Below are 10574 nucleotides of genomic sequence, written 5' to 3' on the forward strand. Positions count from 1 at the left end.
CGTCCTGTGGGCCCTCCTGCGCGACAACCGGGTCTTCACCCCCGAACTGCCGGTCGCGCAAGCGGCTTGACTTCATCATTGAGACTCCTTGAAGTGCGGGGACCGCCGGGGCACAGACGGCTCCTGGTCCGCGTCCCGGACACAGGGAGCAAAACCGCCCCCCGCACCTTTGCCGGCGAGCCGCAACTCCTCCTCACCCAGGCACAGCAGCAAATACGGCCAAGTAGCCGAATCCGTTGTCCGGCAGGGCCGCAAGACGATGACACCTCCGCGGCTCCGCCCCATCCCCCTGGCGGGGCATCAGGCGAAGTGTCGCCGCCGTGAGGCGTCGCTTCGGCCGAAGGCGAACCACAGCAGGCTGCCCAGGAACGGTGCGACGAGGGCGAAGACGACCCAGACCAGCTTCATCCCTCCGTTGAGGCCCGAGGAGGCGATGCTGATCAGCGCGCCCACGAACAGGGCTGCGTAGAGCAGGATCGGCAGGATGATCACCCCGGCCGCCAGGAGACTGGTGGCATGGACGGAGTGGGCGGCCAGGAGGGTGTGCTGCGTCGGCAGTATGTGCATGGGAACTCTTCCTTTCCGACAGCGCCGAGGCGCGGGGTGAATCCGGTTGCTTCCAGGCTGTCCGAGCAGCTCTGCGGGGACGTCTCACTTTCCGCCGCTCCCAGTTGGACGAAAGTCGTAGGCGGGGCTGACCGGTCGAGCGATGCGGCGGACCGCGGGACCGGCGGAGTCTTGAAGGGTTCGTCAGGGCGGGCCTACCGACGCTTGCCCACAGCCTTTCGGCGAGGAGAGCGATGATCACCGTTCAAGGACTCAGCAAGCGCTACGGGGAGACAACCGCCGTCGACGGTCTGTCCTTCACCGCGCGGCCCGGTGCCGTCACCGGGTTCCTCGGCCCCAACGGGGCCGGTAAGTCCACCACCATGCGATTGATGCTCGGCCTGGAGCACGGCGGGGGCCGGACGACCTTCGGCGGCCGTACCTATCGTGAACTGGCCGATCCGGTGGGGACGGTGGGGGTGCTTCTTGATCCCGGGGCGGTGCATCCCGCCCGCAGCGCGTACCACCATCTGCGGATGGTCGCGTCCGGGGCGGGCATCGGCGAGCGGCGGGTGCGGGAGGTGCTGTCGCTGGTCGGCCTGGACGACGTTCGCCGTCGCCGGGTCGGCGGCTTCAGCCTCGGTATGCGCCAGCGGCTGGGGCTGGCCACCGCCCTGCTCGGCGACCCCGCGTACCTGGTTCTGGACGAACCGGTGAACGGCCTGGACCCGGAGGGGGTGCACTGGACCCGCGCCCTGCTGCGTGATCTGGCCGAGGAGGGCCGTACCGTCTTCGCCTCCTCCCATCTGCTCTCCGAGATGGCGCTTACCGCCGACGACCTGGTGGTGATCGGCCGGGGCAGGCTGATCGCGGCGCAGCCGGTGGAGGAGTTCATCGCCGCGTACACCCGCTCGGAGGTGGTGGTGCGCACGGCAGACGCGGAGGCCCTGCTGGCAGGGCTGGGCTCGCAGGGCGCAACCGCTCGCCGAGAGGGACCGGACACCGTCGTCGTCGAGGACCTGGACGCCGATCAGGTGGGGGAGTCGGCCGCCCGTGCCGGAGCGCGGGTGCGTGAGCTGCACACCCGCCAGAGCAGTCTGGAGGAGGCCTTCCTCGCCGCCACCGCCGAGGCCGGCGAGTACGGCGCCGGCGAGTACGGCGCCGGGCAGCGAGAGTGGGAGAGGAGGGCGGCATGAGCGCCGGCGCTTCCACCTCCCCGGGCCCCGCTCTCCCGGCCCTGCGCTATGCCTGGGCGGGACTGCGCACCCTGAGTTCGACCTGGGTGCTGACCGGCCTTGTGGTCCTGCTCCAGCTCTGCTTCGCCCTGGCCGACAACCGGACAGGCAGCACCGGCACGGAGCAGTTCACCAAGGGCCTGACTCTGATGCCTGTGCTCACCGCGGTGCCGGTCGCGGCCCTCGGGGTGAACGCCTTCGGTATGGAGTACCGCCATCGGACGATCACCACAACGGTGCTGACCCTCCGGTCCCGGGCCTGGATCGTGGCGGCGAAGGCCCTGGTGGTGGCCGCCCTGGGCGCGGTGACCGCCGGGGTCGCCGCCGCGGTGGATTACCTGGGTGTGCTGACGATCGGGCGGACCGTCCCCGACTCGGGCCGGGCGCTTGCGGCGGCGGGCGCCACCGTGTTGTATGTCGCGCTGACCGGGTTGGTCGGCCTGGCGCTCGCCGGGCTGACCAGAAACGCCGTGGCCGCGCTGAGCATCGTCGTGCTGTGGCCTGCGGTGCTGGAGCCACTGCTGACGGCCGCCCTCGAACTCGATACGCGGGTGGTTCCGTTCGCCGCGGCCAAGCAGCTGGCCGAAGCGGGGTCGGGCGCGCACGGCTACGAGGCCCTGCCGCTGGTGGCACTGACGGCCCTTCTGCTGGCCGGAAGCACCCTGGCCCTCTCCCGGCGGGACGTCTGAGCGGAATGCCGGGACGGAAGGACGAGCACATGCGGAATCCGGGAGCGGCGCCGGGCCCTGCCCCGACCTGGCGCCGCCGATGGCTGGCCTGGTGGGACGGCCGGTTCCGGTCGCTCTGCTTCGACCTGCTGTTCACCGCCATGGTCCTGCAGGGCGTATCCGCCCACCACACGGCGCCTACGCCGCTCGCCGTCTGTGCCATGGTCGTCTCCGCTCCCGCGCTGCTGCTGCGCAGGCGGTTCCCGTGGCTGCCGGTCGCCGCGGCGGTGCTGGTGGCCTTCACCGGTGCCGTGGGTCCGGTGGCCTGCGTCGCCGGGTATACGGCCGCCCGCCGCTGGGGGCCATGCCGGAGGCTGTGGATCGCGGGCTCGGTCGTCACCCTCGCGATGATCCCCGGCTACTACCGGGGGATCGCCGGAAGCGCGGACCGGCTCGCGTATGTCGCGGTCGTACCGCTGGCCGCGGTGGGGGCCTCGGTGCTGTTGGGGCTGTGGGTCTTCCAGCGGGGTGCGCTGCTCGCCAGCCTGCGGGACCGGGCCGAGCAGGCGGAACGTGAGCGGGATCTGCTTGCCGAACGCGCGGTCGAAGCCGAGCGGCGGCGTATCGCGAGGGAGATGCACGATGTGGTCGCGCACCGGGTCAGTGTGATCGCCCTGCAGGCCGGTGGTCTGTCGGTGAGCGCCCCGGACGAGCGAACAGCGGAGATCGCCGAGGTGATCCGCCGTACCAGCGCCAGCGCCCTGTCCGAGCTCCGTGACGTGCTCAAGGTCCTCAGGGACCATCAGCCGCAGGCCTCCGGTTCAGGGCCGCCCGCGCTGGACGGTATCGCCACGCTGGTGGACGAGGCCACCGCGGCCGGGACGAACCTCCGGGCGGATCTCCCCGATCCGCTTCCGCGGGTCTCCGGAGCCGTGGGCCGGGCCGCCTACCGCGTGGTCCAGGAGGCCCTCACCAATGCCGCCAAGCACGCACCGCACGCAGCGATACGCGTGACGCTCGAAGTGACGAAGGATCAGCTCCAGGTCACCGTCACCAACCGGCGCGGAGCCGTGGCCGGATCCGCCGTCCCCGGCTCCGGCTACGGGCTGATCGGGATGCGGGAACGCGTCACCCTGGCCGAGGGAACCCTGCGCACCGGCGGGACCGACGACGGCGGGTACCGTGTCCGGGCGGTCTTCCCCCTCGGCACGGATAAGGTTGCGGCGTGAGCGTCAAAGTGGTTCTGCTGGAGGACGAGGAGCTGGTGCGCGCAGGCGTCCGGCTCATCCTGGACGCGGACCCGGAGATCGAGGTCGTTGCCGAGGACGGCGACGGAGCGGCCGTCACAGAGCTCGTCGCCCGCCACCGCCCGGATGTGGTGCTCACCGACATCCAAATGCCCCAGGTCGACGGGCTGGAGGTGACCCGACGCGTCACCGCGCTGCCCAACGCCCCGGCCGTAGCCGTCCTCACCACCTTCGACCTGGACGAGTACGTCTACGCCGCCCTGCAGAACGGCGCGGCAGGCTTTCTGCTCAAGGACACCCCGCCACGCGAACTCGCCCGCGCCGTCCACGTCCTGGCCCGGGGCGAGGCGATGCTCTCGCCGAGGATCACCACCAAGCTGCTGTCCGAGTTCTCCTCCCGCGCCCCCGCCCGGGCGGCGAGATCCCGGCTGGAGGCCCTCACCCCACGCGAGCGCGAGGTCGCGGTGGCCGTCGCCCAGGGCATGAGCAACGCGGAAATAGCGGGCCATCTCTATATGAGCCAGTCCACGGTGAAGGTCCACATCGGCCGCATCATGGCCAAACTCGACGCTGCCAACCGCACCCAGATCGCCATCCTGACTCACGAAGCCAACCTGGCCTGACACAACGTCGTCGCCTGCGTCCCGCCCGCCATACCCCGCGTCCCCCTCCGGCGCTGGAATGCCCACCGCCTCATCGACACTGAGGTCACCGGCGGTCACGGTGAGTGGTCCCACTCGCACCGCCGCCTCGCCGACCCCACCAAGATCAAGCGCCACCAGCACGACAAACGCCGCGGTCACCACGGCCACTGGTAGGCACCGAGCTGCCGCATCCACGTTACGGAGAGCACTTCCGGCCGGGTTCACAGGCGCACGATGAGCAGGGCGGTGTCGTCGGTGGCGTCACCGGGTGGGAGCAGGTCGGCGAGCACGGCGTCGGCGAGGGTCTCGGGGTCGTCCGCCTTGTGGCGGGTCAGGGAGTCGGCGAGCCGGGCGAGGCCGGTGTCGATGTCTTCGCGGCGGCGTTCGATCAGGCCGTCGGTGTAGAGCGCGAGGGTGTCGCCTGGCCGGAAGGCCGCGGTGGCCTGGATCCGGGGGGCGTGTTCAGGGCGGGCGCCCAGTGGGGGGTCGGTGGCCTGGTCCAGGAACTCGACGGTGCCGTCCATCCGCAGTAGGGCCGGTGGGGGGTGACCGGCGCTGCTGTAGGTGATGGTGCGGGTGTCCCAGTCGATGAACGTCGTGGCCGCCGTGGTGTTCTCGGCGCCGTCGATGGTGCGCGCGTACAGCCCGAGGACTTCCAGGGCTCGGGCGGGGCCTTCGGCCACGAGGCAGGCGGCGCTGAGGGCGCTGCGCAGTTCTCCCATGACGCAGGCCGCGGACAGGCCATGGCCGACGACGTCGCCGACGGACACGGCGATGCGGTCGCCGGGCAGGTCGACCAGCTCGTACCAGTCGCCGGCCACGTTCAGCGCTTCGGCGGCCGGCCGGTAGCGTACGGCCGCCGGGTGGCGGTCGACCGGGCGGAAAGCGGGCAGCATCGCTTCTTGCAAGGTCAGCGCGACTTCACGGGCGCGAATGAGCTCGGTGACGTCCTCCACCCGGTGCAGCAATAGCGCCACCTGTCCGTCAGGGGCCAAGACGGGAACATTGGTCAGGTTCCAATACCGCTCGTGCCATACCCCCGGCCGGTCGGGGTCCTCCACGTCGAAGCGCTGCAGCTCTATGGTGTCGCGCTCACTGGTGTCCGCCACCCGGCGTAGTGACGCCAAAATCTTGAGCACGAGGGGCCGCTCATTCATTCTGAGCACGAGGGGCTGATCGCTCACGGAGCGGTCCTCGAGCAGGAAGTGCCCGACCACTTCCTCGCGGGTTCGGCCCAGGATTCGCGTGAACTCCGCGTTGACGTCCACGAAGATGAGCTTCGGGGTAAGCAACGCCGCCGCCCCGGGGAGGGCCCGGAACACCGCTGCGTAGTCGACCTCCAGCTCCGTCATGACTTTCCTGCCTCGCCGCCACCGCTGTGCCTCTCTTCACGATACGAGCGTGAGTCACAGCTCGCCCCATTGAACGGCGGTCTGGCCGCCGGGCGGCGGTCTGGCTGCCGGGCGGGCCGGAGCTCCCGGGGATCAGGAGGGCGACGAGGGGCGGGGCGCACGTCGACCGGGGGTCCGGGCGGTTTGCCGCGAATATTTGGATTTCCGTGAACGTGGGGGTAGGCATGGTGAGCGGATGAGGGAGGTCGGTGATCTTGGACGTCTACGAGGCAGTCACGAGCCGACGGGCCGTGCGCGGTTTCATCGACCGGCCCGTCCCGAGGGAGGTGCTGGAGCGGGTGCTGTCGGCCGCGGCTTGGGCCCCGTCCGGTTCGAACCTCCAGCCCTGGCACGCCTACGTGCTGACCGGCCGACCGCTGGCCGAACTCAAGAAGCGCGCCGGCAAGCGCGTGGCCGCAGGCGACCCCTGGGACGAGCGGGAATACGAGATGTACCCGACCACACTGAAGTCCCCGTACCACGAGCGCAGATCCGCCTTCGGTGCGGAGCGCTACAGCACACTCGGAATCGCCCGCGAGGACTGGGAGGCGCGCCAGAGGGCCGCTGCCGAGAACTGGAACTGTTTCGGCGCGCCCGCCGCCCTGTTCTGCTACATCGACCGAGGCCTGGGCCGGCCCCAGTGGTCCGACCTCGGCATGTATCTGCAGTCCGTGATGCTGCTGCTCCGCGCCGAAGGGCTGCACAGCTGCCCGCAGATGTCGTGGTCGGTCTACCGCAAGACCGTGGCGGAGATCCTGTCACCCCCGGACGACCTCATCCTCTTCTGCGGCATGTCGATCGGATTCGAAAACGCCGCAGTGCCCTACACCCGTACGGGCCGGGCACCGCTCGACGAGACGGTCTCGTTCGTCGATGGTTAGTCGGCGGTGCTCATCGCCCGTTTCCGGTCGCTACCGCCAGAGCCTGAACTGGAACTGACGGCAGCGCGGGCCGTTCGAGGCCGCTCGGGAGTGGCCGAGGATGACCGATGTTCGGCCGCTCGGCCGAATCCGCTGCTGTGCCCGGGTGATGCGGGCTTGCGGCTCAATGGAAGAGGTGCGGGAGACGGCTTTGCTCCCTGTGTCCGGGACGCGGACGAGGGGCCATGTGCGCTCCGGCGGTCCCCGCACTTCAAGGAGAGCCATGCGATACACCGCACTGTCCGGCGTCGCCGCCCTGGCCACGGTTCTCGTCAACGGCGTGAGCACGGTACCGGCCGTGGCGATCAGCGGCATTTCGGTGCCGTGTGACACCGCGGCCCTGATCAACGCGATCGCCACGGCGCCTGCGGGATCCAACCTCGTCCTCGCCCGCCACTGCACCTACCACCTGACCACCGCCTACAGCGGCGACGACGGACTGCCCCCCATCGACAGGCAGCTCACCATCGAGGGCCGCGACTCCACGATCGTGCGTGACGGGGCGACGGCCGGCGTCTTCCGTATCTTCCATGTCACCTCCACCGGTGACCTCCGGCTCGACGACGTCACGATCCGCGGCGGCAACGCACCCGATGACGGGGGAGGCATCCTCGTCGACGCCCCAGGCATGCTGAAGCTCGACAAAGCCATCCTCGACAACAACACCGCCGGCTTCGAGGGAGGCGGCGTCGCTGTCAAGCAAGGAGCCACCGCGGACATCACCCGCAGCGAGTTCACCTTCAACAACGCGGCCGACAGGGGCGGAGGTCTTCAGTCGGACGGCAACGTCACCACCGACAGCGTGGTGTTCGCCCGCAACTTCGCCGTCCATGACGGCGGTGCCATCGACCACGACTTCGGTGACGCCGTCTACCGCAACACCACCCTGAAGAACAACACCACCAGTGGTGACGGCGGCGGCATCGACACCGGCAGCGGCACCGTGCAGTTCATCAACAGCAAGATCATCAACAACACCACCACGAGTCGGCACGGCGGCGGGATCTGGAATGAAGTCTCGATGACCCTCATCAAGACCGAGGTCGCCGGCAACGTCGCTGGAGGCTCCGACGGCCAGGGCGGCGGCATTTTCGAAGTTGACGGCCCCCTGGTGCTGCGGGACAGCAAGGTCGAACGCAACAGCGCGAACGGTTCCGGGACTTCACAGGGGGGCGGCATCTACAACCAAGGCGGTGCGGTGACGCTCGATCGCAGTGAGGTGAACAACAACGCCTCCACCGTCGCACCGGGTGGCGTGTGGACCGACACCCAGTTCACCGTGAACCGGTCAGAGATCCGGCACAACATCCCCACCAACTGCGACGGCAGCCCCGTCATCGTCACCGGATGCGTCGGCTGACCCCTCACGCCGGGCCTCTCAGCCCGGCGCCCGATGGCGAGGGCCATCTGGGCCGGTCACCCAACCGGCCCCCGTCACTCCTTCCGGCGAATCCACGTCCGGGCGAGTTCCGCGACCCAGGTGGCCGCCGAGTCGGGAGCGGGCGGGGGTGTGCCGACGACCACGAGTTCTGTGATGCCCGCCGCGGCGACGCCGGGCAGGTGCTCCGGTGTGCCGTCGCTCAACGCGACGGCAACCGTGAGCTCGTCGAAGCCCCGACCGTAGCGGCTGCACTCATCGGCGAGGACGGCGACGCGCGAGCGGACCTCGGCCGCCGGGATGTTGAAGCCGTACCAGCCGTCGGCGAGCGTGACCGCGCGACGCAGGGCGGCGTCGCTGTTGCCGCCGAACACGACCGGGAGCCTGCCGCCGCGCAGCGGCTTCGGGTTGACCCGGATCGCGTCGAAGCGGGTGAACTCCCCCTCGAAAGAGGCCGGATCCTCGGCCCAGAGGGTACGCATCGCGGCGACGTACTCTTCGGTCCGCCGCGCGCGCCCGGCGAAGGGGACTCCGAGCGCTGCGAACTCCTCGGCCGACCAGCCGACCCCGACACCGAGGCTGAACCGCCCGGCTGAGAGCACGTCGAGTGTGGCGGCCTGTTTGGCGACCACGATCGGGTTGTGCTCGGGCAACAGGAGCACGCCGGTGGCGAGTTCGATCCGGCTGGTGACCGCCGCCGCGAAGCTCAGGGCGAGCAGCGGGTCCAGCCAGTCCGCGTCCGCGGGGACGGCAATCCGGCCATCGGCGGAGTAGGGGTAACGGGAGACGGGCGCATCCACGAGCACCACGTGCTCGCCGCACCACAGTCTCGCGAAGCCGTGCGTCTCCGCGGCTGTGGCCACCGCCCGGATGACCTCCGGACGGGCACCGTCACCGATGCCGAGCGCGTGCAGCCCCACTCGCATCCGCTACCTCCTGGCGTCACCCTAAATGCGAAGTGCGGGCGCCTTCGTGACGTGGCACGCCGCGCGTGGAAGCGGCGAGGCACGTCACCCGGACGGGCGGGGCCACCGGCCATTGCGGCCTGGGCCCTTGTGGGCCCTCACGCCCTGCTCCTCCGGCTCCCAGGCCTGGAGCAGGTCGAAGTGATGCCGGTCGCCGTCGAGCTTCAGGGAGTCGATGGGAGTACGGCCGTAGAGGGTGAGGACCAGCTCGATCAGCCGCAGCAGTTCGGGGAACTCCAGAATCTCTTCCACGCCGGTTGCCATGTCACCGAACTCCGAGAACCGGCACGTGATTTTCGCAGCCGCCGCGGCGATCGGGCTCCCTTCACGGAAAAGGTCGCGATGCGATGCAACCCGGCTCCGAGCCCGTGCGTATAGGAGGCGATAACCGCACCTCACAGGGGGAATCTCATGTACTTGGACCGTTCGGCCGGTCGGACCGCCGGCCGTCTCGGGGCCGCTGTCGCGGCGTGTGTCGCGCTGCTCTCGGCCGTCGGCTGCTCGGCGGCGAACGAGGGTACCGGCGTCCGGGTGGCAGCGGACGCACCGGATGCCCAGGCGTCCGCCACGGCCGCCCCGAAGGCCAAGGGCGGGAACAAGAGCGGCAGGGGCAAGACGTCCAACGCCCGCCCGGCTCCGTCCGCGCCGGAGCCCGCAGTGCTCGCGCAGGCGCAGGCGCACATATCCGACGGGGACACGGTCGGTGTGGGCATGCCGATATCCGTCACCTTTCCCCAGCCGGTCCCGGCCGCCGAGCGCAAGGCCGTGGAGGACTGGCTGCGCGTACGGACCTCGTCAGGCACGACCGGCGCCTGGAGCTGGGTGAAGGACCAGAACCTCTACGACGGGCAGCGCGTCGACTTCCGCCCCGGCACCACCTATTGGAAGCCCGGCACCAAGGTCACCCTCCGCGTCGGCTCGCACGGCGTTCGCCACTTCACCATCGGCCGGTCCCTGGTCGCCACGGTCGACACGAATACGCACGAGATGACCGTCAGCACCGATGGAGGCACACGGCACATCCCGATCACCGCCGGGGCGCCGGGAACGGACACCTGGAACGGGACCATGGTCGTGATGGACAAGCAGCCCAGGGTGCTCATGGACTCCAGCACCGTGGGCCTCGGTACCGCCTACAAGGACTACTACAACTGGGCAGTGCACGTGACGGCGTCGGGGACGTACGTGCACGAGAACGAGCGGGCGAACACCGAGGCCGGGCACCACAACGTCACCCATGGCTGTGTCGGCCTGGCCACCGACGGCACCGCCAGGCACTTCTACGACCAGGTGATGGTCGGCGACGTCATCAGGGTCACCGGGTCGGACAAGGACAGGGTCGCCGCCGGCAACGGCTACGGCGACTGGAACCTGACCTGGAAGCAGTGGCTCGAGCACAGCGCTGCCGGGCAGACCACGACCGCGTGACCCCGACATGAGGGAGAGCGCGACAGGGTGACCGAGGACGAGTTCGACCTCTTCTATACGGCCGCCTATCCGCGTCTGGTCGGCCAGTTGTACGCCCTGACGGGCAGTCACGCGGAGGCTCAGGACGTGGTCCAGGAGGCGTTCGTGCGCGC

Annotated in this window: 12 protein-coding genes; 8 read left to right on the plus strand and 4 right to left on the minus strand. The window is 69.9% G+C overall.

Annotated elements, in window-relative coordinates; all coding sequences use genetic code 11:
- Window positions 1–300: 300 nt before the first annotated feature.
- Window positions 301–567, minus strand: coding sequence for a PLD nuclease N-terminal domain-containing protein (locus ABZ845_RS31300; protein WP_360986713.1), 267 nt, complete (start codon window positions 565–567; stop codon window positions 301–303).
- 233 nt (window positions 568–800) lie between these two features.
- Between ABZ845_RS31300 and ABZ845_RS31305 the strand changes: the two genes are divergently transcribed.
- From ABZ845_RS31305 to ABZ845_RS31320, 4 genes are read left to right on the plus strand one after another with little or no spacing between them, the layout of a single operon-like run.
- On the plus strand, window positions 801–1742 hold the full coding sequence (locus ABZ845_RS31305; RefSeq protein ID WP_360986716.1) for an ATP-binding cassette domain-containing protein: 942 nt from the start codon (window positions 801–803) through the stop codon (window positions 1740–1742).
- Window positions 1739–2470 (plus strand): hypothetical protein, encoded by a 732-nt coding sequence (locus ABZ845_RS31310; RefSeq protein WP_360986719.1) that lies wholly within the window; start codon window positions 1739–1741, stop codon window positions 2468–2470. The genes ABZ845_RS31305 and ABZ845_RS31310 overlap by 4 nt, the downstream gene beginning before the upstream one ends.
- Before the next feature lie 29 nt (window positions 2471–2499).
- A complete protein-coding gene (locus ABZ845_RS31315; RefSeq protein ID WP_360986722.1) occupies window positions 2500–3678 on the plus strand; it encodes a sensor histidine kinase in 1179 nt (392 codons plus the stop codon).
- The gene (locus tag ABZ845_RS31320) at window positions 3675–4319 is read left to right on the plus strand and encodes a response regulator transcription factor (protein ID WP_360986725.1); all 645 of its coding nucleotides are present in this window, start codon (window positions 3675–3677) and stop codon (window positions 4317–4319) included. The genes ABZ845_RS31315 and ABZ845_RS31320 overlap by 4 nt, the downstream gene beginning before the upstream one ends.
- 242 nt (window positions 4320–4561) lie before the next feature.
- Here the strand turns inward: ABZ845_RS31320 and ABZ845_RS31325 are convergent, their stop codons facing one another.
- Entirely contained in the window at window positions 4562–5692 is a 1131-nt protein-coding gene (locus ABZ845_RS31325; RefSeq protein WP_360986728.1) for a SpoIIE family protein phosphatase, read from the minus strand.
- A 254-nt stretch (window positions 5693–5946) separates the two neighbouring features.
- On the opposite strand from ABZ845_RS31325, the gene ABZ845_RS31330 reads away from it, so the two are divergent.
- On the plus strand, window positions 5947–6612 hold the full coding sequence (locus ABZ845_RS31330) for a nitroreductase (protein ID WP_360986740.1): 666 nt from the start codon (window positions 5947–5949) through the stop codon (window positions 6610–6612).
- Between the two features lie 262 nt (window positions 6613–6874).
- On the plus strand, window positions 6875–8011 hold the full coding sequence (locus ABZ845_RS31335; RefSeq protein WP_360986731.1) for a right-handed parallel beta-helix repeat-containing protein: 1137 nt from the start codon (window positions 6875–6877) through the stop codon (window positions 8009–8011).
- A 74-nt stretch (window positions 8012–8085) separates the two neighbouring features.
- On the opposite strand, the gene ABZ845_RS31340 is transcribed toward ABZ845_RS31335, so the two are convergent.
- On the minus strand, window positions 8086–8955 hold the full coding sequence (locus ABZ845_RS31340) for an LLM class F420-dependent oxidoreductase (protein ID WP_360986734.1): 870 nt from the start codon (window positions 8953–8955) through the stop codon (window positions 8086–8088).
- An 84-nt stretch (window positions 8956–9039) separates the two neighbouring features.
- Complete coding sequence (locus ABZ845_RS31345; protein WP_360986746.1) at window positions 9040–9258, minus strand: hypothetical protein; 219 nt, start codon at window positions 9256–9258, stop codon at window positions 9040–9042.
- Window positions 9259–9405: 147 nt separating this feature from the next.
- Between ABZ845_RS31345 and ABZ845_RS31350 the strand changes: the two genes are divergently transcribed.
- Window positions 9406–10422, plus strand: coding sequence for a L,D-transpeptidase (locus ABZ845_RS31350; protein ID WP_360986737.1), 1017 nt, complete (start codon window positions 9406–9408; stop codon window positions 10420–10422).
- A gap of 27 nt (window positions 10423–10449) precedes the next feature.
- The coding region (locus ABZ845_RS31355) for a sigma factor (RefSeq protein WP_360986743.1) at window positions 10450–10574 on the plus strand (125 nt) is incomplete at its 3' end.

The organism is Streptomyces sp. NPDC047022, assembly GCF_040644155.1.
Taxonomy (GTDB): domain Bacteria; phylum Actinomycetota; class Actinomycetes; order Streptomycetales; family Streptomycetaceae; genus Streptomyces.

Excerpts from the sequence above, each read along its gene's own strand:
- ABZ845_RS31300 (WP_360986713.1), bottom strand. The coding sequence starts at position 567 with ATGCACATACTGCCGACGCAGCACACCCTCCTGGCCGCCCACTCCGTC.
- ABZ845_RS31305 (WP_360986716.1), top strand. The coding sequence starts at position 801 with ATGATCACCGTTCAAGGACTCAGCAAGCGCTACGGGGAGACAACCGCC.
- ABZ845_RS31310 (WP_360986719.1), top strand. The coding sequence starts at position 1,739 with ATGAGCGCCGGCGCTTCCACCTCCCCGGGCCCCGCTCTCCCGGCCCTG.
- ABZ845_RS31315 (WP_360986722.1), top strand. The coding sequence starts at position 2,500 with ATGCGGAATCCGGGAGCGGCGCCGGGCCCTGCCCCGACCTGGCGCCGC.
- ABZ845_RS31325 (WP_360986728.1), bottom strand. The coding sequence starts at position 5,692 with ATGACGGAGCTGGAGGTCGACTACGCAGCGGTGTTCCGGGCCCTCCCC.
- ABZ845_RS31335 (WP_360986731.1), top strand. The coding sequence starts at position 6,875 with ATGCGATACACCGCACTGTCCGGCGTCGCCGCCCTGGCCACGGTTCTC.
- ABZ845_RS31340 (WP_360986734.1), bottom strand. The coding sequence starts at position 8,955 with ATGCGAGTGGGGCTGCACGCGCTCGGCATCGGTGACGGTGCCCGTCCG.
- ABZ845_RS31345 (WP_360986746.1), bottom strand. The coding sequence starts at position 9,258 with ATGGCAACCGGCGTGGAAGAGATTCTGGAGTTCCCCGAACTGCTGCGG.
- ABZ845_RS31350 (WP_360986737.1), top strand. The coding sequence starts at position 9,406 with ATGTACTTGGACCGTTCGGCCGGTCGGACCGCCGGCCGTCTCGGGGCC.